A 20,607-nucleotide genomic window follows, 5' to 3' on the forward strand; every position below is an offset into this window, starting at 1 on the left:
AACTCGACGAGGGGGGCCGGGCGATCAGCCCGGCACGAACATGTAGCCCACCCCGCGCAGGGTACGGATCACCTGGGGCTTGTCGGGGTCGGTCTCCAGCTTGCGGCGCAACCGGGCGATGCGGATGTCGATGGAGCGGTCGAAGGGGTTCCAGTCGCGGTTCTGCGTGAGGTTGAGCAACTGGTCGCGGGACAGGGGCCGGTTGGGGCGCTGGGCGAAGGCCTGGAGCAGGTCGAACTCCATGGCGGTGAGGGGGATTTCCGCGCCGCTGGCATCGAACAGCTGGTGGCGGTCCAGGTCCAGGCGGCAGGCCCCCAGTTGCAGGCAGTTGCCGGCCTCGGCGGGTGCCTCCACGGCCACGGCGCTGGGCACGCGCTGGTAGCGACGCAGCACCGTCTTGACCCGCGCCAGCAGCTCGCGCGGGTCGAAGGGCTTGGCCACGTAGTCATCCGCGCCCACCTCCAGGCCGATGGTGCGATCCACCGGGCTGCCGGCGCCGGAGACCATGATCACCGGCAGGTCGTGGTGCTCGCGCAGGTAGCGGGCCAGGCTGAGGCCGTCCTCGCCCGGCAGGCCGACGTCCAGCAGCACCAGGTCCGGCAGGCCGGCGGCCAGGGCGGCGCGCATGCCGGTGCTGTCGCAGGCGGGCTCCACCTGGTAGCCATGGCCGCCCAGGTAGTCCTGCAGCAACTCGCGTACCTCGGAATCGTCGTCCACCACCAGAATCTTGACCTGCCCGGCCATGGGTCCCTCGCTCATCGTCAATGCGAACGCGGGGAATATAGCGCGGCGCCGCTGCGGCGAGCAGCCCTGCTGGACCACTAAAAACATGTAGCCCGGCTGCGCTTAGTGGGCCCCCGCGTTCGCGGGGATGACGGTGCAGTCGAATCCCCCCGCACACCCCGTCACCCTCGCGCACGCGGGGGTCCACTGGAAGGACACGTGGCCGGCTGCGTTCAGTGGGTCCCTGCGTTCGCTGGGATGACGGTGCAGTCGAATACCCCCGCACACCCCGTCACCCTCGCGAACGCGGGGGTCCACTGGAAGGCACGTGGCCGGCTGCGCTTAGTGGGTCCCCGCGTTCGCGGGGATGACGGTGCAGTCGAATACCCCCGCACACCCCGTCACCCTCGCGAACGCGGGGGTCCACCGGAAGGACACGTGGCCGGCTGCGCTTAGTGGGTCCCCGCGTTCGCGGGGGTGACGGTGCAGTCGAATCCCCCCGCACACCCCGTCACCCTCGCGCACGCGGGGGTCCACCGGAAGGACACGTAGCCGGCTGCGCTTTGTGGGTCCCCGCGTTCGCGGGGATGACGGTGCAGTCGAATACCCCCGCACACCCCGTCACCCTCGCGCACGCGGGGGTCCACTGGAAGGACACGTGGCCGGCTGCGCTTAGTGGGTCCCTGCGTTCGCGGGGACGACGGTGCAGTCGAATACCCCGCACACCCCGTCACCCTCGCGCACGCGGGGGTCCACTCGAACAGCCCTCAGCGCGATGCCTTGCGCCTCAACGCGGCGGGGTTGAAGGCGGCGTCGCCCGGGGACGGCTGGCTGAAGTCCACGGTGCCCGCCTCTTCGTTGTCCAGCCACTGCACGCCGTAGCGACGTGCCTGCAGGTCGTGGAAGGTGTCCAGCGCGGTCCACACGGTGGGCAGCTCGTAGAAGTTCTTCAGGTAGGCCAGGGACACGCGCCACAGGTCGCCGCGGCCGTCGTACTGGTCCACCACGGCGGCGCCCCAGCTGTCCTCGTCGAGGTACAGGGTGCGCTTGGAGTAGATGTGCCGCGCGCCGGCCTTGAGCTTGCCTTCCACCACCCAGACGCGGTGCAGCTCGTAGCGGGTGTATTTCGGGTTCACGTGGCCGGGCAGCAGCAGGTCCTTGTACTTCACTTCCGGGCTGGTGAGCTTGTAGTTGTTGTAGGGGATGTAGATCTCCTTCTTGCCCACCAGGGTCCAGTCGTAGCGGTCCGGCGCGCCGTTGTACATGTCGGTGTCATCGGCGGTGCGCAGGCCGTCGGTGGACTCGATGGGCGTGTCGTAGGCCAGGGTCGGCGCGCGGCGCACGCGGCGCTGGCCAGGGTTGTAGCCCCAGGCCTGGCGGGGCTCCTTGACCTGGTCGAGCATCTCCTGCACCAGCGCGCCGTTGCCGGCCAGGCGTGCCGGGGCGGTGGTGAAGGTCATGTAGTAGAACAGCGTGTTCTGCAGGTCGGCATAGCTGCCCTTGGGGTCGTAGAAGCGGAACAGCGCCTCGTCCTCGGAGGTGACCAGGGAATAGGCGCCGTTGCGCTGCACCCCCGCCTCCGCCGAGCGCCGCACGATGTAGGTGCCGCGATAACGGGTGATGTGGTTCCAGATCGCCTCCAGGCCGTTCTGTGGGATGGGGAACGGGATGCCGCCGTAGGCGTCGGCGAACCCGTTGCCGCCGTTTAGCAGCTTGCCGGTGGTGGCGTTCTTCAGGGTGTTGTCGTAGACCCACTGCGGCGCCGAGCCGGAGCGCCGGGTCGGGTAGACCGGCATCTGGAAGCTGTCCGGGTAGGCGTTGAACAGGGCGATCTCGCCGTCGGTGAGGTTGGCCTTGTACTGCTCGAGGTTGGCCTTGGTGATGGTGAACAGCGGCCGGTCGGCGGCGAAGGGGTCGATGTGGTGCTGGCCCGAGCCCTTGTAGCCCGCAGGCGCCTGGGTGATGCCGCCGGTCCATTCCGGGATGGTGCCGGCGGCGTTGCCGGCGCGCTCCGCGCCCAGCGGGGTGAGGGTCGACTTGAGCGTGGCGGCCTGCTCGGCCGAGACCGCCGCCAGGGCGTCGGTGGCGCTGCCGGCGAGCACGATGGCGGCCAGCAGCAACGAGTATTTCTTCAACATGGGGTGCATCTCCCTGTCTTGTACGGCCCGGCGTTCTGCCGCCGGGCGCTCGGCATCAGAACGAGTACTTGGCGGTGAGCGAGACGTTGTCGCGGTCGCGGGTGCTGTTGTTGCGCCCGGCGCCGTAGTACTCGGTGTACTGCAGGCCCACCTCGAAGCTGTTCAGGTAGGTGGCGTCGATCCCCAGGGTGTGCGCCTTGCGGCCTTCGATGAAGTTGCCGGTGCGATCCGAATTGCCCTGGAAGTCGTGCTGGAAGACGGCGTATGGCGACAGCTTCACCCCGGCGTAGACGTCGTTCCAGCTGCCGGAAACCAGCAGCGTGTAGCCGTAGCTGTCGCGGCTGATCTGGTCGCTGTCGGTGGTGCGGTCGTCCTCGTAGGCCTTGTCGGTGGTGCTGGAGAACTTGCGCACCGAGCCGTCGAAGGCGGTGTACTTCAGGCTGCTGCCACGGATGTGCTGCGAGGCCACCTCGGCGACACCGATCACCGAATCGAAGCTCAGGGCCGGGCCGAAGTTGTAGATGGTGGACAGGGAGATGTTGTAGGTCTCGGCCCGCTCGTAGTTGTCGAAGATCGAACTGCGGCAGAGCTGCTTGCCGGAGACGGCGGCGCAGGCGGCATCGTTGGCGACCCCGGAATTGACCAGGTCGGACCCATTGATGCCCTGGAGCAGCAGATCGCTGAGCAGGTCATCGGTGGCGGAGATGGCGATGGGCGCGTTGGGACGGTAGGAGAGTTCGCCGGAGACGGATGCATCCCCCACCGTGGTGTTGAAGCTGAAGCCGTACATGCGGATGTCTTCGACATAGCGGCGACGGGCCTGGGCGTTGCTCGCCAGGTCGAAGGTCGCCAGCGCGCCGGCGTACTCGGGCGGCAGGCTGTTGCCCGCCAGTGCACCGCCCAGGGCGGCCAGGTCGACGCCCTGGTAGCCGTCCAGGTCGATGGCGATCTGCGGTTCCTTGGCGTGGTAGTTGACGAAGTAGAAGCCGAACTCGGTGGAGTTCAGTTCCTCGGCGATGTAGCGGAAGGCCACACCGAACTGGCCACTGTCGTCCGCCTGCAGGTCCTTGCCGATATTGGCCACCTTGAACACACCGGTATCGCCATTGAGGTAGGCATTCGGCCCATTGGCGCCGTTGCCCAGCAGCCCGAAGCCGGCGAATACGTCATACAGCGGCATCAGCGGCGCCAGGTCCGTCGAGGTCGTATACGCCGTATGCCCCCCATCGGCGAACAGGTCGGTCTCGGAGAAGTAGGTGCCCACCGGGTCCAGGCGGGTCTCCTTCCACTTCCACTGGTAGAAGGCTTCCATGGACAGGTTGTCGGTCAGGCCCAGGTTGAAGCTCAGCGCCTCCATGGGCACCAGCACCTCCTTGAGTTCGGAGCCGGGCAGGTGGAACTTGGCGGCGTCCACCGGGTTCACCGTGTTGACCCCGCCGCGGTAGAACACGCCCTCGCCCCAGTTGATCACCTGGCGGCCCACCTTGGCGCCGAGGGGCATGGCGCCCACATCCCAGCTGCCGTAGAGGTAGGCGTCGAGGATCTCGCCCTTGCGCCCGGCGATGTGACGGGTGTCCTGGGTGAAATGGTCGTCATCCGGGAAGGACTGGCTGGGCCGCTCCACGCCACCGGTGGTGCCGTAGTAGTCGTTGCGCTTGTCCATGATCTGGGTGTCGTAGTACGCCGTGCCACGGACGAAGGCGCCGTAGTTGTCGTACTTCAACGAGAGGTCGGAAGTGGCCTTGTACACCTCCGATACCAGGCCGGTATCGAAGTTGCGGTTGCCGTCATCGGCGTTGATGTCGCTGATGTTGTCCGCGTCGCGCCCTTGCACCCGCCACATGGCGCCGTAGGACAGCGTGGTGTCGATGGAACCGCTGAGCTGGTTGTCCAGCAGGCTGAACTCGACGGCCTGCGCGGAGCCGGCGATCAGCAGCGGCAACAGCCCGAAAGCTGCCCCCGCCTGCAGGGGCCTGCACCCGATCGCGGATAAGCGGATATGCCTCTTCATAGCAAACGTACCTCCCTTGACGGCCAAGATTTCTGGGCTGGATCTATGTCCGGCCCTTTTGTTGTTTTCTCTCGGCTGCGGAGCGGCGTCCGGGCGGTTCAGGCAGGCCTCGGCGACGCTCTCGCAGGTATCCATCTTCGTCGCGGGAATGCACGCCGGCGACGGTCACGCTGTTGTTCTTGTAATGAGCGGGAATCGTTAGTTGGTACGATAGTGCAGGCAAGGTAACAAAGTGTGTACGGACTGCCAACCGTCCATTTCGGCTAAAAACGGTAATTTTTTAAGAAAGAACTCACCGTAAACCACCACGAAACACCATCACGGCAGGTTATATCCGGCCAGAAACGCAAAGACCCGGCACAAGGCCGGGTCTCATTCGACGCGAGGGTCGATCAGCGCACGTCGAAGCTCTTCTCGGCCAGCAGGCGGTCGCCCTGGAACACCAGGAAGCGCCACTCGCCGGGGACCACTTCGTGGGTCTCGGTGAACTCGTAGGCCATCACGTCCTGGGGCGCGCCGGGTGCCATCTTCTGGATCACCTCGAACTTGTCGTGGCGCACGCCGTCGGGGGTGGTCACGCCCGGGGTGAGGTACAGCAGGGTCAGCGGGGTGTCGTTCTCGTGCTTGCCCACCAGCTTGTAGCGCATGCCGAACTTGGTGCCGAGCTTCGCCGGAACCTGGTCGGTGGGCAGGATGTTCTGGGTGCTGCTGGTGAGCACGCGCTCGCCGGGCTGGTAGTCCTGGTAGCGGCTTTCGAAGACGCCGAACTCGATCGGCCCTTCGACACGCACGTCGGCCATCGCCACGCCGGATGCCAGGCCGAGGGCGATCAGTGCACTCAGTCGGGTTGCTTTCATGTCTCGCTCCTTGGTTGGGATGGCGCGAGGCTATGACACCTTCATGACCAACTGATGACAGGTTGAGACCCGGCTGCAAAGCTGACCGGTGCGTGGGGTGGATGACGCTCCTTTCATCCACCGGCGGAGTGGCCTGGGGCGCGCAGATGCGCCTGCAGACGCGGTGCCGGGGCAGCCCTGCGGGCTGCTTGGCGACTGAAGTCGCCCCTACGAATGTGCCGCCTGAAAATTCCTACGCGACGACCGCATTGCCGGCCTACAAGGGGCTTGGCTAGGGTTCCCGCCGTTGTACCCCTCGGGGCACAACCGGGTGTGGAAGCCCGTTGCAGTGCAAACCTATCGCCATAGCGACATGCAACACGTCGGCAGTCTATGGCGGACTGTGCGAGCGGGTTTCGGCCCGGCCGGTTGGTTTGCCCGGTACTTCCACACTCGCACGGTCCGCCACCCTTCAAGGATTCGGTGGCGGCTCCCCAGCCCTATGGACGGAGCATTGCCATGTCCCTTCCCCAGATCACGCCGCGCCACTTCCTGCGCTACCGCCGCCAGTTGCGCGCCTTCCTCATCGGCCACGAGGCCTGGTTCTCCACCCGCGACCTGCGCCGCCTGCTCAACACCGATATCCACGAGCGCCTGCTCGCCAACCTCTGCGACGACCAGCGCAAGCGCGTGCACCTGCGCACCGCCAATGGCGGCTTCGAAGAGGAAACCGTGGTGAGCGAATCCGGCCTGCACGCCCTGCTCTTCACCTACTGCTACCACCCGGAGAATCGCAACCTGCGGCGCTGGGTCACCCAGGCCGTGCTCCCGGAATTGTGGATGTACCGCACCCCGGGCTGAAGCCCGGGCTACACACCACCGTTGCAGGTTGGGTGCACCCGGCAGCAACCCATGCGGGAGCTGGTCGATGCGTAGGGTGGATGGCGCTCTTTTCATCCACCAGCGGTGCTCCCCGGGGACACCGATCGGTGGTGGTGAAAGGCGACCTCCACCCTACGCCGCTCCCGGCACCGAGCCGTTGCAGGCCGGGTTGAACCCGGCATTACGGCGCGGCGACCTGCTCCAGGTGCTTGGGGTTGCGTGGCAGCACGGCGAGGAAGTTGTCCCGCGCCACGCGCTTGGCCACGTCCTCGGGCAGGGCGTCGAGGAAGGGGTCGTAGGCGCGCAGGTAGTCGCCCAGGCCTTCGAAGCGCCCCACCACATCGGAGCCGAGCATGAAGCGCTCGGGGTACTTCTCCACCAGCTTCAGCCACTCCGGGTCGGGCGTGCCGTTCTTGTCCACGAGGTAGGGCTGGAGCACGGTCCAGGAGAGGTCGACGTAGAGGTTGGGGTAGTCGCCGAGCATGCGCTTCAAGGTGGGCAGGAGGAAGTCGAGCTTCTTCTGGTGGCGATGGATTTCCATGCTGGTGCCGGCATGGGCCCAGATGAAGCGTACGTGCGGGTGGTTGCGCAGGGGTTCTTCGATCTCCGCCAGGTACAGCGGGTTGCGCTCGCGCTTGGAGGTGATGTTGGAGTGCAGCATCACCGGCAGGTCGTACTCGGCGGCGAGGTGGTAGATGCGCGACATGGCTTCGTTGTTGGCGCGCGGGGTGTCGCCGTCGATCAGCGCGGTGAGGTCGTCGTGACGGGTGAAGACCTCGCCAATGCCCTGCCACAGCCCCGGGTCCAGCTCCAGCATGCGGCGGATGTGCGCGTCGGAGTTCTTGTCGTTGGGGTTGAACCCGCTAAGGAAGGGATGGAAGCGATGGCGCTGGTCCTCCGGCAGCTTCTTCACGGCGGCGGCCACCAGCGTATCGGTGGCGGTGTACCAGTAGGCATCGGCATCGTCGCCAGCGTAGTAGCGCGGGCGCTTGGGTTCGTCCTCGTGCCACTTCTTGGCCACCGGGATGCCGGAGATCATCACGTGGTCGATGGCCCCCGCATCCATGGCCTTCAGCAGCCCCTGCATGCCTTCGCTTTCCTGGAAGAAGTCCACGTAGTGCAGGTGCGAATCGCTGTAGCGGTAGTCCCGCGCCTGGGCGGCGCAGGCACTGAGGGCGAGGATGGCGGCGAGGCAATGGCGGGCGATGGGCAAGGGGCGTCCTCCTGACGGTCGTGGCAAGGGTAGACCGGCACCACGCGCGGCGGGTTCACCTGGATGCTCTGATGGCCTACTGCGACTATGCTGCAGCAGGCTCGACCAAAAGAATTCCACCATGCCGCGCTGCGCCCTTCTCCTGCTGTGTTTCGTCGCGTTCGCCTGCCCCGCCGGCGAGCGCCTGGTCTATCCCCTGCATTCCAATGGCGAGGACCCGGAAGCCTATGTGGTCGAGCTGTTGCGGCTGGCCCTGGCCCACAGCGGCGGCGACTACCAGTTGGAGCCCTCCCTGGAACCCATGCCGCAGTCCCGCGCACAACTGTCCCTGGAGCGCAACGACGGCCGCGTGCAACTGATGTGGACCATGACCACCCGCGAACGCGAAGCCGACCTGCTGCCGATCCGCATCCCCATCTACAAGGGCCTGATCAGCTGGCGCGTGTTCCTGGTGCGCGCCGACCAGCGCGACCTGCTCGCCGATGTCACCCGCCGCGAACAGCTCGAAGCCCTGCGCATGGGCCAGCGCCATGACTGGCCCGACACCGACATCCTGCGCGCCAACGGCTTCACCGTGGTGACCACGCCGGGCTACGAGAACCTGTTCCGCATGCTCGAGGCCGGCCGCTTCGAGCTGTTCCCCCGCGAAGTGGTGGTGGCCTGGGACGAACAGCGCCGCGCCGAGGCCAACGGCCTGCACCTGGCCGTGGACGATCACCTGGTGCTGCACTACCCCACCGCCTTCTACTTCTTCACCTCGCGCCAGCGCCCCGAACTGGCCGCCGCCATCCAGCGCGGCCTGGAGGCGGCCATCGCCGACGGCGGCTTCGAGCGCCTGTTCCAGCGCTACCACGGCGAGACGCTGCGCCGTGCGCGCATGGAAAGGCGCCGGCTGATCGAGCTGGCGAACCCCGACCTGCCAGAGGGCACCCCCATCGAGCGCGATGAGCTCTGGTATCACCCGGCTGCACCCAAGTAGCGCCTGGGCGCCCCGCCCGACCCGTGCCGGTGCAGCCCGGGTGCCCCGTCGCCCGGCAAATCCCGGCCGGGCCGTAATGGCACTTCGCTTGCAGCACGTCCCGCAGACCAAGAGAGAGGGATATCGCCATGCTGCAGCTTCTGCGCCCCGCGCGCCGCGCCCCGGACGAAGGCGCGCTCGACGCGCTGTTCACCGCCCACGACCTGACCACCCGCCTGCCCACCGGCACGCCGCTGATGGCCCGCCTCAACAGCTTCGTCGACGGCCTGCAACAGCGCATCCGCACCAGCCTCGGCGCTGCCGTCGGCATCGCCGCCCACGCCCCGGAGCTGGCGCGCATCGCCGCCGCCAACCAGCAGAGCGGGCAACTGCTGGCGCAGTCATCCGAGCTGATCGCCAGCGCCAGCGAAGAGGTCACCACCACCCTCGACGCCGAACTGGTGCCGGGCGCTGCCGAGGTGGCGAAGCTCTCGGGCGATGTCTCCAGCACCCTGCGCCAGTGCCAGCGCAACGGCCAGGACGTGCTGCGCCAGGTGGATGCCATCGGCGCCAGCGAACAGCAACTGGGCAGCGTGATCGGCAACCTCACCGGCCAGCTGGAGGAAGTCAGCAAGGTGATAGGCGTCATCGCCAGCATCTCCCAGCAGACCAACCTGCTGGCGCTCAACGCGGCCATCGAGGCCGCCCGCGCCGGCAGCCACGGCCGTGGCTTCGCCGTGGTCGCCGAGGAGGTGCGGCGCCTGGCCGGGCACACCACCGACGCCACCACCCAGGTCAGCGGCATCATCGAACGCTTCCGCGATGGCATGGCGCAGCTGGCCGAAGCCGGTGAGCGCATGCACCAGGCCGTGGCCGAAGGGCACCAGGGCATGCTGCAGGTGGGCGCCGGCCTGGACAGCACCCGCGCGGCCATGGACAAGCTGGACGGCCGCGTCGGCCAGATCGCCTCGGGCACCGAGCAGATCGGCCAGGCCGTGCGCTCGATCAACGGCGACGTGCAGAACATCGCCCAGGTGGCCGCCGAGCTGCTGGGCAAGGCCGGCCAGGTGCTGCGCCACAGCCAGGCCGTGCGTGAGGACGGCGACCGCCTGCTGCAGGGCCTCGGCGACTTCCGCCTGGAGATGCACCGCGACATCCAGCGCAGCATCGAGCGCCTGGCGTGCGAGCCGGCGCTGCTGGGCGACGTCGCACAGGCCGAGGGGCTGCTGGCCGATACGCTCAGGCGCGATGCGCGCATCGAGCTGTTCTACCTGGTGGATCGCACCGGCATCCAGCTCTCGGAAAACGTCTTCGCCCTCGACGTGCCGCACCAGGGCGACTCCTGCAAGGGGCGCAACTGGGCCCAGCGCCCCTGGTTCCGCGCGGTCGCCGATGGCCTCGCCAGTCACATCACGCCGGTGTACCGTTCGTCAGCCACCGACGACTTCTGCTTCACCGTCTCGGTGCCGGTTTTCGGACCCCGTGGCGAACTGCAACGCGTGCTTGGCGCCGATGTACGCCTCAGCGCGCTGCTCTGAACGGTCACGGGAACACTCAGGCGGTGGGCGGCCTCTAAGCGAACAGGACCGCCTACCCACACCACGCAGAGGACTGCCAATGACCATCACCGTCACCACCGAATCCGCGAACGGCTATCGCCACAGCATCAAGGTCGGCGAGGAGCACGAGCTGTTCACCGACCTGCCCAAGGCCCTGGGCGGCGAAGGCAGCGCGCCGGAGCCACACGACTACTTCGACGTCGCCCTGGGTGCCTGCAAGGCCCTCACCGTGACCCTCTACGCCCGCAGCCACGACATCCCGCTGACCGGCATCGGTGTCGAAGTCGTCCATGACAGCAGCAAGGAAAAGGAAGGCCTGTACGGCATGAGCGTGAAGCTCACCCTGCGCGGCGCCCTCACCGACGACCAGCGCGCCACCCTGTTGCGCATCGCCGACAAGTGCCCGCTGCACAAGCTGATGACCACCACCGAGGTGAAGATCGAGACCCGCCTGGCCGAAGGCGACTTCAGCCAGTAACCCGCCCCTCTGGGCTTCCCGCGCGGACGCGCTATGCTTGCGCACTCACCGCGCCGGAAGCCCAGCATGAACGACATCCTCACCCTCCGCCCTCGCGCCGAAGAAGTCGCCGGGCTGCCCATCCTCCGTCCGTTGCCAGCGGCCCAGTGCCGCAGCGTCGGCCCCTTCGTGTTCTTCGACCACATGCTCGCCAGCGCCTACCCGCCCGGCCAGGGCATGGACGTGCGCCAGCACCCGCACATCGGCCTCTCAACCCTCACCTACCTGTTCGAGGGCGAGCTGCAGCACAAGGACAGCCTCGGTTCGGACCAGCGCGTGCAGCCCGGCGATGTCAGCTGGATGACCGCCGGTGCCGGTGTCGCCCACGTCGAGCGCACCCCGGCGGAGCTCGTGGCCCGCGGCTCGCGCATCCACGGCCTGCAGGTGTGGCTGGCGCTGCCCCAAGAGGAAGAGGAGCGCGCGCCCAGCTACAGCCACCACAGCGCCGCCAGCCTGCCGCAGCAGGACGCCCTCGGCGTGCGCATCCGCCTGGTCGCCGGCAGCGGCTTCTGCCTGGAGTCCCCGGTGCCGGTGCTCTCCCCGACGCTCTACGCCGATGTGCACATGGAAGCCGGCGCCACCCTGCTGGTGCCCACCGAGCACCCACAGCGCGCGCTCTACCTGCTGGACGGCGAGGTGCTGCTGGACGACCAGCCGCTGGCCATCAACACCCTGACCGTGTTGCCCGAAGGCGTGCAGTTCAGCCTGGCCGCCTGTGGCAGCGCGCACCTGGTGATCATCGGCGGCGCGCCGCTGGACGGCCCGCGGCGGATGAACTGGAACTTCGTGTCCAGCGACCCGCAGCGCATCGACGCGGCACGCGCCCGCTGGGCCGCAGGCGACTGGCCGCACGTGCCCGGCGAGACCACGCGCATCGAACTGCCGCGCTAGCCGCGCAGGCGGCTTGCGTAGACGCCCGGCGTGCAGCCGTAGTGGCGCTGGAACAGGGCGATGAAGGCCGAGAGGGAGTCATAGCCCAGCTCGCTGGCCAGGGCGGTGACGCTCATGCCGTCGGCCAGCAGGGGCAGCGCCACGAGCAGGCGCAGGCGCTGCCGCCACTCGCGGAACGACAGCTGCGTCTCGGCCTGGAACAGTCGCACCAGGGTGCGCCGCGAAGCGCCCACCTGCCCCGCCCACGCCTCGATGCCACGGTTGTCCGCCGGGTCCGCCTGCAAGGCGTCGGTGATCCGCCGCAGCCGCGCATCGCGCGGTAACGGCAGGCTGAAGGGTGCCTCCTCCAGGTTGCGCACCTCATCCACCAGCACCCGCAGCAGTCGCGCTTCGGCCCCCTGCTCCGGGTAGTCACGGGGGAAGCCCGAGGCGCGCTCCATCAGTTCGCGCAGCAGGGGCGTCACCTGCAGGACGGCGCACTCGCGCTGATAGCCGTCCAGCACCGAGGCGTCCAGGTACAGGCTGCGGAACTCGATGGCCCGCTCGCTGTAGGCGGTGTGGCGGACCCCGGCGGGGATCCACAGCGCGCACTGCGGTGGCAGCAGGTAGCTGTGCCCTTCGGTGAGCACCTGCATCACCCCGGCGCGGGCATAGGTGAACTGCACCCAGTCGTGGCTGTGCATCTCGATGGGGTGGCCCGCCGGGATATCGAACATGCGCAGGTAGACCGGGCGCGGCAGGCGCGGGTAGTCGGGGATCGGGGGAACGGCGGGCGGCGTTTGTCTCGCTGGCGACATTGACTGTCCCTTTTGCTCAAGTGAGCAGGAAAATGCCGATGGTAGCCTGCGCCACGCCCATCCGTGCACTGCCCAGGAGCCTTTCATGAGCACCCATTGCCCCATCGCCCGACTCACCGTCCCGGCCATCCGCCAGCGCAAGGGCGCCGGCAGCCTGGTGGCGCTGACCGCCTACAGCACGCCGATGGCGCGCTGGGTGGACGCCCAGGCGGACCTGATCATCGTCGGCGACTCCGTCGGCATGGTGCTCTATGGCATGCCCAGCACGCTGGGCGTGACCCTGGAGATGATGATCGCCCACGGCCAGGCGGTGATGCGCGGCTCCAGCCGCGCCTGCGTGGCGGTGGACCTGCCCTTCGGCAGCTACCAGGCCAGCCCCGAGCAGGCCTTTCTCAACGCTGCGCGGCTGCTGCGCGAAACCGGCGCGGCGGCGGTGAAGCTCGAAGGCGGCGAGGAGCTGGCCGCCACGGTGGAATTCCTGGTACGCCGGGGCGTGCCGGTGCTGGCCCATGTCGGGCTGATGCCGCAGCAGGTCAATGCCATGGGTGGCTTCAAGGCCCAGGGGCTGGACGCCGCCGGCGCCGAACGGATACGCCGCGACGCCCTGGCGATGCAGGCGGCCGGCGCCTTCGCGGTGGTCGTCGAGGGCACCGCCGAGCCGTTGGCGCGGCAGCTGACCGAGGAGCTGGCGATCCCCACCATCGGCATCGGCGCGTCCCCCGCCTGCGACGGCCAGGTGCTGGTGAGCGAGGACGTGCTGGGCCTGTTCGGCGACTACCAGCCGCGCTTCGTCAAACGCTACGCGGAGCTGGCGCCGCAGATCGAACGGGCGCTGGCGGCCTATGCCGGGGATGTGCGTGCGGGGCGGTTCCCGGAGCCGGGGCACTGTTTCGGGGTGAAGGCGGCGGTGGGCTGAAGCGGAGCGCCGCCCGGCCCACCCTGCGGCCCCCAGGCGGCTACTCCACCTGCCCTTCCGCCCAGCGCTCCTTCACTTCCAGGACGGCCGGCATCTGGCTGATGAACAGCTCCACCAGGTTCGGATCGAAGTGCCTGCCGCTCTGCTCGCGCAGCAGCGCGATGGCGTCCTCCACCGACCAGGCCCGCTTGTAGGGGCGTTCGCTGGTGAGGGCATCGAAGACGTCGGCGATGGCGACGATGCGCCCTTCGATGGCGATGTCCTCGCCCCGGAGGCCATTGGGGTAGCCGCTGCCGTCCCATTTCTCGTGGTGGGTCAGGGCGATGATGCGGGCCATGCGCAGCAGCCCGCTGGGGTGCTCGCCGATGATCTCGGCGCCGATGCGCACGTGCTCGCGCATCACCAGCCACTCCTCGTCATCCAGCTTGCCGGGCTTGCGCAGTACGGCATCGGGGATGCCGATCTTGCCCACGTCGTGCATGGGCGCGGCGTTGAGCAGGTCTTCGCAGGCCGACTCGCTCCACCCCAGGGCGCGGGCGAGGATGCGGGCGTAGTGGCTCATGCGGATGACGTGCAGGCCGGTCTCGTTGTCCTTGTACTCGGCGGCCAGGCCCAGGCGCTGGACGATCTGCAGGCGCGTCTGCTTGAGTTCGTCGAGGCGCACCAGGGACAGGTGCGTACGCACCCGGGCCTTGACGATGGGCGGGCTCACCGGCTTGGTGATGTAGTCCACCGCACCGACCTCGAAGCCCCGCGCCTCGTCCTCGACGTCGGCCAGGGCGGTGACGAAGATCACCGGGATGGCGCTGGTCGCCGGGTCGGCCTTGAGCCGCGCGCAGACCTCGTGGCCGGTCATGCCCGGCATCATCACGTCCAGCAGCACCAGGTCCGGCGACTCGCGCTGGGCCAGCTCCAGGGCCTTGGCCCCGTCCTTGGCGAACAGCAGGCGGTAGTCGTCCTGGAGGATGTGCCGCAGCACCTGGAGGTTGGTGGGCTCGTCGTCCACCAGCAGCAGGCAGAGGCGGTTGTCCGGGGGGGTAGCGGTCATGCGGAAATCTCTCCCGTTTCGAGCCAGGCCAGCAGGTCGTGGAGGTGCCGCAGCGCCTGGTCGAAGTCGAAATCATCCATGGCGCCCTGCAGGTCCTGCAAGCGCGAATGCCCGGGCCGGCCTTCCAGGCCCTGGCGCAGGGTCTCCAGCGCGGCGTCGTCGAGCCCGCCACGGGTGAGTTCCTGGGCCAGGGCACGGCCGGCCTGGATCAGGGGGGTGAGGTCCACCGGGCCCGAGGCGGCCGGCACCGCGGCGCTGCCGGGGAACAGCGGCAGCGCGTCGCGTACCGTGTCCAGCACCCGCTCCAGGGTGTGCAGCAGCGGCTCCAGCTCGGCCACCTTGCCGGACAGCCCGCAACGCTCCAGGTCACCGGCGCAGCTGGCCATCTGGGCCAGGCCGAGGTTGGCGGCGGCGCCGCGCAGGCGGTGGGCGATGGCCGCCACATCCGCCAGGGCCTGGCGTTCCAGCGCCGCGCGCAGCTGGGCGAGCAGGTCGTCCTGCTCCTTGAGGAAACGGGCGATGGCGGCGGCCATCTGCACCGGGCCGCCCCAGAGGTCCTTGCCGCGGTTCCAGTCGAACAGCGCGGCCACCTCGCGTTCCAGGGGCACGGTGTCGATGACGACGGCCTGTCGGCCCTCCAGCAGGCGGGCCATCTCGGCCACCAGTTCAGGGACGTCCAGGGGTTTGCTGGCGAAGCCGTTCATGCCGGCATCGAGGGCGTTCTGCCGATCACGGTCGAGCACGCTGGCGGTCAGGGCGATGATGGGCACCGGCGGGCGCCCTTCGCGGCGTTCGAAGCCACGGATCAGGCTGGTGGCTTCCAGGCCGTCCATGCCGGGCATCTGCACGTCCATCAGCACCAGGTCGAAGGTTTGCGCGGCAAAGGCCTCGACAGCCGCGCGGCCGTCGCTGACTCCACTCACTTCGTGGCCGAGGCGCTTGAGGTTGATCTCCAGCAGTTCGAGGTTCTGCGCCACGTCGTCGGCGGCGAGGATGCGCAGGCGCGGCAGCTGCGGGATCGCCACCGGGCGCTGCTCGCCCTGGCGCACCTGGGCGCCACGGCCGAGGGGGACCTCGACTGTGAATACGCTGCCCTCGCCTTCGCGGCTCTGCACGCGGATGTGCCCGCCCATGAGCTCCACCAGCTGCCGGGAGATGGTGGTGCCCAGGCCCGTACCGCCGAAGCGCCGGCTCATGGAGGCGTCGGCCTGGGCGAAGGGGTCGAAGATCTTTTCCAGGCGGTCCTCGGCGATGCCGATGCCGGTGTCGTGGATGGCCAGGCGCAGGGCGCCGGGGGCTCCGTCCACCACCAGGCGCACCTGGCCACGCTCGGTGAACTTGACGGCGTTGCCCAGCAGGTTGGTGATCACCTGCTGCAGGCGCAGCGCGTCACCCTTGAAGAAGTCGCCCAGGTGCGCGGCGTACTCCAGGTGCAGCGCCAGGCCCTTCTTCTCGGCGCCCAGGCGCTGGGCCGCGCAGACCTGCTCGCAGAGCTCGCGCAGGGAAAAGTCCAGGTGCTCCAGCTCGATGGCGCCGCGATCCAGCTTGGCGGTGTCGAGGATGTCGTTGAGCAGCCCCAGCAGCGAGCGCGAGGAGTGCTGCACGGTGCGCAGGTGGCGGCGCTGGCTCTCGCTCAGCGGTGTGTCCAGCAGCAGTTCGGAGAAGCCGATGATGGCGTTCATCGGGGTGCGGATCTCGTGGCTCATGTTGGCCAGGAAGCTGCTGCGCGCCGCTGCGGCCTGTTCGGCACGATCGCGGGCGTTGCGCAGGTCCTGCTCCATGATCCGCCGGGGGGTCAGGTCGGTGGCCAGCTTGAGCACCTTGAAGGGGCGGCCGTCGGCGTCGAGGATCGGGTTGTAGGTGGCCTGGATCCACACGTCCTGGCCACCCTTGCCGAAGCGCCGGTATTCGCCGGGGCGGAACATGCCCTGGCGCAGGTCCTGCCAGAAGCGGGCATAGCGCTCGCTGGCCACCAGTTCGGGGTCGCAGAAGAGGCCGTGGTGCTGGCCGAGCAGTTCCTCGCGGGAATAGCCGAAGAGGTCGAGGAAGTTTTCGTTGACCTCCAGCACGTGGCCATCGAGGTCGTACTCGATCATCGCCATGGCCTTGCTGATGGCGTTGACCTTGCCTTCGTACTCGGCGTTGCGCAGCTTGGTCTCGGTCTGGTCCAGCAGCACGCCATCGACCCAGCGCGCCTGGCCCTGGTCGTCGAGTTCGACGCTGCCGCTTTCCCATACCCAGTGCTCCTGGCCCGCGCGGTCCAGCAGGCGGTACTCCACCACATAGCTGCGGCCCTTGCGGGCGGCGGCGTAGACCTCGTCGGCGACACGTTCGCGGTCGTCGGGGTGGGCCAGTTGCGCGAGGGTGCATCGACGGGCGATGAAGTCCTCGGCCGGCCAGCCGGTGAGGCGCTCCACCGCGTCGCTGATGAACAGGGTGGTCCAGTCGTCGTCCAGGAGGCAGCGGAAGGACACGCCGGGGATGTTGCGGATCAGCGAGCGGTACTGCTGCTCGCTGTCGCGCAAGGCGGCCTCCATGCCCTTGCGCTCGCTGATGTCGGCGACGAAGACCACGAACCAGGGCCGGCCCTCGCGGTGGGAGACGCCGAGGCTGAGGCGCACGGGGATCTCGCGGCCATCACGGGTCAGCCCGACCAGCTCCAGCTCGGAGCCGGAAAGGCGGCTCTCGCCGGTGCTGCGGTACTGCTCCAGCGCGCGTTCGAGGTCCCGTGAGTAGGCGCTGGGCAGCAGCACGCTCATGTGCTGGCCGATCAGCTCCTCGGGGCGCCAGCCGAACAGGCCGAGCACCGCGTGGTTGACCGAACGCACCACGCCTTCGTCGTCGATGGTGAAGATGGCCTCGAAGGCCGCGTCCAGCAGCGAGGACAGGTGGCTGCGCCCGGCCTCCAGCTCGCGGAACAGGTGGCGATAGCGCAGCAGGCCATTGGCGGCGCCGACGAACACGCTGAGGGAGATGGTGGCCATGGCCACGGCCAGCGCCAGGTAGAAGCTGCCGCGCACGCCCTGGGGCATGGCGAACTCCTCGGTGCCGACGAAACGCGCCGCCGCCATGCCGGTGTAGTGCATGCCGGCGATGGCGAGGCCCATCACGGTGCCGCTGACGACGATGGCCGGGACGCCGCCGAGGTGGCGGCGCAGGCCGAAGCGCACCCACAGGGCGATGATCGCCAGCACCACCGCCACCAGGATCGACAGGGCGAAGCCCCAGGGGTCGTAGCGCAGCAGCGGGGCCATCTGCATCGCCGCCATGCCGCTGTAGTGCATGGCACCGATGCCGGCCCCCACCAGCACACCGCCGCCGATGAACTGCACGGCGCTGACCTGGTTGCGCGCCAGCAGGTTCAGCGCCACCCAGGAGGCGAACAGGCTGGGCAGCACCGAGAGCACGGTGACGGCCGGGTCGTAGCGCACCGCGGCGCACAGCTGGAAGGCCAGCATGCCGATGAAGTGCATGGCCCAGACGCCACCGCCCAGGGCGGCGGCGCCGGTGATGATGGCCACCTGGCGATACAGGCGGCTGCTGCTGAGGCGCGCGACGCCGGCCAGTTGCAGGGCCATGCCGGAGGTGAAGATGGCGATCAGGACCGACAGCAGCACCATCCAGGGGTCGTGCTGGCCGAAGACCAGCAGGCTGGGCTGGTTGGCATCAAAGAAGAACGGGGACAGATCGGGCATCGAATCCGGGTCTCGCGGGCGGGGCGGGCATCTGGAGAATCAACACGCTCGCGGCCCGTCAGTCAATGTCGGGCCGGCCAGTGGATATGCGCGCATGACCGGCAAAATGCCATCATCCGCGTGCGAATGCAAAACCACCTGTCCGGCCGGTCAGGTGAAGACTTCGTCCAGCAATGCATCCATGGCCGCGAAGGCCCGACGGGCGACCCGCGGGTTGTATTCGGCGACGCCGGGGCGCTTGGCGTCGGGGTCGGTGAAGGAGTGCACGGCGCCGCCGTAGCTGAGCAGTTGCCAGTCGACACCGGCAGCACTCATCTCGGCGGCGAAGGCAGGCAGTTGCTCGCGGGGCACCAGTGGGTCGGCGGCGCCATCGAGCACCAGCACCGCGCCCTTGATGCGCCTGGCGGCAGCGGGGTCGGGCGTGTCCAGCGCGCCGTGGAAGGAGACGAAGGCCTTGAGGTCGGCCCCCGCGCGGGCCAGCTCCAGGGCACAGGTGCCACCGAAGCAGAAGCCGAAGGCGGCCTGGCGGTGAGGATCGACCCTCACCGCGTGCTGCTCGCGCAGGGCCTGCAGCGCGGCGAGCATGCGCCGGCGCAACAGCTCGCGGTCTTCCTTGAGCGGCGCCATGGCGGCCCCCGCTTCATGGGCATCGGCAGGCCGCACCCCGGCACCGTAGAGGTCGGCCAGCAGCACCACCCTCCTCTCCTCGGCCACCTGGCGCGCGGTCTGGATGGCGCTTTCGGTGATGCCGAACCAGTTGGGTGCCATCAGCAGGCCCGGCCGCGGGTCTTCGACATTGGGGTCATAGACCAGTTGCCCCTCGAAGACCTGGCCGTCGACTTCATAGCTGATGGCGTGGGCGCGGATTTGACTCATGGATCACCTCTCATCGTGGAAGGGGGACGGCCGTCCGCTCTGGCCTGGGGCTCCTGGCCCGAGCGAAGGAGCTTAGCCGTGCTCGGCGGCGAACGCACGAGCGATGATGAACGCATCGGGCCTGAAGCCGTGGGCCCGATCGCGTTCCTGCCGCCGGGACCGCGCTGCGACTTGCAGAGGCGCCATCAGATTGGCATCATGCGCCGCCGGTTTTCCGGCATCCGTGATTTCCAACCGAATTCTTCTCACAAGGAGCGTGACATGAAGGGGCCTTTCGCCGCTGTCCTTCTTTCCCTGTCCCTGCTGGGTGGTTGCGTGACCGTGCCCCAGGGCACCGACTTCCCCGCCCCCGACAAAGCTGCCAGCCCTGTCCAGCAGAGCGTCGCCCTGGCTCCGGTCGAAGTGACCGACAAGACCTTCGTCAAGTGGAATGCCGGGCAGACCCAGTCCAGCGGCATGACCCTGAGCCTGGGCAACTACCTCAAGGCCAGCAACCGCTTCAGCAACGTGCGCATGCCCGGGCAGGCCATCGCCCCGGACGACCAGGTGCTGTCGTTCAGCTTCGACACCTACAACGTCCACCGTCGCCCCTATGGCGGTTACTTCCCCTTCGCCCTCGTCACCCTGACCGGCTACATCTGGTTCGGCGGCACCTCCCACATCGACGAGTCCAACGTCAGCGGCCGCCTCCAGGTGAGCGACGCCCAGGGCAAGCTGCTCTACAGCTACCAGACCCGCCAATACGGCGAGCGCAGCATCTCGCTTTATTCCATGGGCCCGGTGAACGGCAGCCCCGAGCGCCAGAGCGCCGTTGCCGACCTGCTCGACCAATACCAATCCGATCTTGGAAAACAAAACCAATGACCCACTTCCTGCGCATCACCACCCTCTTCCTGGGCCTGGCCCTGCTCACCGGCTGCGCCGGCTTCCGTTCGGGCGAAACCGCTGACCTCGGCACCTGGCCGCAAGCCAAGGAGCAGAAGCCCTCGCTGCGCTACGTGGTGGAAGGCAAGGTCAAGATGAACGACGAAGACGGCGCCGTGCCGCCGGCCACGGTGAAAGCCTGGTCCGACATCACCGGCAAGGCCTACAAGGAATCCAACCTGTTCTCCTCGGTCAACGAAGGCTTCGGCGATGCCGACATCACCGCCGAAGTGAAGGTGACCAACGACGGCCACGGCAGCATGGCGCTGGCGATCATCAGCGGCCTGACCTTCGCGGTGCTGCCCGCCACCGCCGAGGACCGGGTGATCACCCAGACCACCTACCGCAGCCGCGACGGCAAGGTGCTGGCCGAGGTGACCAAGCAGGACAGCGTGCGCACCTGGATCCAGATCCTGTTGCTGCCCGGCGCAGTGATCGCCAACCCCTTCAGCAAGATCAACGAGATCCACTACGACAACAACAAGGCGACCATCCTCGACGCCAGCAAGAACGGCGTGTTCTGAACGCCCGCCCTGCCATGAAGAAGGCCCGCACTTGCGGGCCTTCTTCATTTGAGCGGATGAGGACTCGACAGGATGAGCACGTGCCGTAGGGTGTGCCGT

Annotated in this window: 17 protein-coding genes; 8 read left to right on the forward strand and 9 right to left on the reverse strand. The window is 68.2% G+C overall.

The window, feature by feature from the left end:
- Positions 1-24 precede the first annotated feature (24 nt).
- The 4 genes from ACYJSS_RS28280 to ACYJSS_RS28295 all read right to left on the reverse strand — a co-directional run bounded on the left by ACYJSS_RS28280 (position 25) and on the right by ACYJSS_RS28295 (position 5,729).
- Complete coding sequence (locus tag ACYJSS_RS28280; RefSeq protein ID WP_111263457.1) at positions 25-744, reverse strand: response regulator; 720 nt, start codon at positions 742-744, stop codon at positions 25-27.
- Positions 745-1,490: 746 nt separating this feature from the next.
- Complete coding sequence (locus ACYJSS_RS28285) at positions 1,491-2,861, reverse strand: DUF1329 domain-containing protein (RefSeq protein WP_111263456.1); 1,371 nt, start codon at positions 2,859-2,861, stop codon at positions 1,491-1,493.
- Between the two features lie 55 nt (positions 2,862-2,916).
- A complete protein-coding gene (locus ACYJSS_RS28290; RefSeq protein WP_111263455.1) occupies positions 2,917-4,872 on the reverse strand; it encodes a DUF1302 domain-containing protein in 1,956 nt (651 codons plus the stop codon).
- A 392-nt stretch (positions 4,873-5,264) separates the two neighbouring features.
- On the reverse strand, positions 5,265-5,729 hold the full coding sequence (locus ACYJSS_RS28295) for a DUF3859 domain-containing protein (RefSeq protein ID WP_043246178.1): 465 nt from the start codon (positions 5,727-5,729) through the stop codon (positions 5,265-5,267).
- Between the two features lie 498 nt (positions 5,730-6,227).
- Between ACYJSS_RS28295 and ACYJSS_RS28300 the strand changes: the two genes are divergently transcribed.
- Positions 6,228-6,569: a BRO-N domain-containing protein gene (locus ACYJSS_RS28300; protein WP_043246180.1), complete on the forward strand. Its 342-nt coding sequence runs from the start codon at positions 6,228-6,230 to the stop codon at positions 6,567-6,569.
- 202 nt (positions 6,570-6,771) lie between these two features.
- Here ACYJSS_RS28300 and ACYJSS_RS28305 read toward each other — a convergent pair whose 3' ends face one another.
- Complete coding sequence (locus tag ACYJSS_RS28305; protein WP_236206200.1) at positions 6,772-7,803, reverse strand: amidohydrolase family protein; 1,032 nt, start codon at positions 7,801-7,803, stop codon at positions 6,772-6,774.
- A gap of 121 nt (positions 7,804-7,924) precedes the next feature.
- Between ACYJSS_RS28305 and ACYJSS_RS28310 the strand changes: the two genes are divergently transcribed.
- From ACYJSS_RS28310 to ACYJSS_RS28325, 4 genes are all read left to right on the forward strand, one after another.
- Entirely contained in the window at positions 7,925-8,782 is an 858-nt protein-coding gene (locus ACYJSS_RS28310) for a substrate-binding periplasmic protein (RefSeq protein WP_236206199.1), read from the forward strand.
- A 236-nt stretch (positions 8,783-9,018) separates the two neighbouring features.
- Entirely contained in the window at positions 9,019-10,299 is a 1,281-nt protein-coding gene (locus tag ACYJSS_RS28315; RefSeq protein WP_373874091.1) for a methyl-accepting chemotaxis protein, read from the forward strand.
- A gap of 79 nt (positions 10,300-10,378) precedes the next feature.
- Positions 10,379-10,798: an OsmC family protein gene (locus tag ACYJSS_RS28320; RefSeq protein ID WP_111263450.1), complete on the forward strand. Its 420-nt coding sequence runs from the start codon at positions 10,379-10,381 to the stop codon at positions 10,796-10,798.
- Between the two features lie 66 nt (positions 10,799-10,864).
- Positions 10,865-11,728: a pirin family protein gene (locus tag ACYJSS_RS28325; protein WP_236206197.1), complete on the forward strand. Its 864-nt coding sequence runs from the start codon at positions 10,865-10,867 to the stop codon at positions 11,726-11,728.
- On the opposite strand, the gene ACYJSS_RS28330 is transcribed toward ACYJSS_RS28325, so the two are convergent.
- Entirely contained in the window at positions 11,725-12,525 is an 801-nt protein-coding gene (locus tag ACYJSS_RS28330; RefSeq protein ID WP_111263448.1) for an AraC family transcriptional regulator, read from the reverse strand. The two genes, ACYJSS_RS28325 and ACYJSS_RS28330, sit on opposite strands and share 4 nt — an antisense overlap.
- Before the next feature lie 85 nt (positions 12,526-12,610).
- Between ACYJSS_RS28330 and panB the strand changes: the two genes are divergently transcribed.
- On the forward strand, positions 12,611-13,441 hold the full coding sequence (gene panB / locus ACYJSS_RS28335) for a 3-methyl-2-oxobutanoate hydroxymethyltransferase (RefSeq protein WP_236206196.1): 831 nt from the start codon (positions 12,611-12,613) through the stop codon (positions 13,439-13,441).
- Positions 13,442-13,481: 40 nt separating this feature from the next.
- Here panB and ACYJSS_RS28340 read toward each other — a convergent pair whose 3' ends face one another.
- From ACYJSS_RS28340 to ACYJSS_RS28350, 3 genes are all read right to left on the reverse strand, one after another.
- Positions 13,482-14,489, reverse strand: coding sequence for an HD-GYP domain-containing protein (locus ACYJSS_RS28340; protein WP_111263446.1), 1,008 nt, complete (start codon positions 14,487-14,489; stop codon positions 13,482-13,484).
- On the reverse strand, positions 14,486-18,184 hold the full coding sequence (locus tag ACYJSS_RS28345; protein ID WP_459481045.1) for a PAS domain S-box protein: 3,699 nt from the start codon (positions 18,182-18,184) through the stop codon (positions 14,486-14,488). The genes ACYJSS_RS28340 and ACYJSS_RS28345 overlap by 4 nt, the downstream gene beginning before the upstream one ends.
- Before the next feature lie 150 nt (positions 18,185-18,334).
- Positions 18,335-19,060, reverse strand: a complete 726-nt coding sequence (locus ACYJSS_RS28350; protein WP_111263444.1) for a dienelactone hydrolase family protein — start codon at positions 19,058-19,060, stop codon at positions 18,335-18,337.
- 261 nt (positions 19,061-19,321) lie between these two features.
- Between ACYJSS_RS28350 and ACYJSS_RS28355 the strand changes: the two genes are divergently transcribed.
- Both ACYJSS_RS28355 and ACYJSS_RS28360 read left to right on the forward strand, forming a co-directional pair.
- Entirely contained in the window at positions 19,322-19,924 is a 603-nt protein-coding gene (locus tag ACYJSS_RS28355) for a hypothetical protein (RefSeq protein WP_111263443.1), read from the forward strand.
- Entirely contained in the window at positions 19,921-20,508 is a 588-nt protein-coding gene (locus ACYJSS_RS28360; protein WP_111263442.1) for a hypothetical protein, read from the forward strand. The genes ACYJSS_RS28355 and ACYJSS_RS28360 overlap by 4 nt, the downstream gene beginning before the upstream one ends.
- Positions 20,509-20,607 lie beyond the last annotated feature (99 nt).

The sequence above is a fragment of the Pseudomonas sp. No.21 genome, from assembly GCF_054558415.1.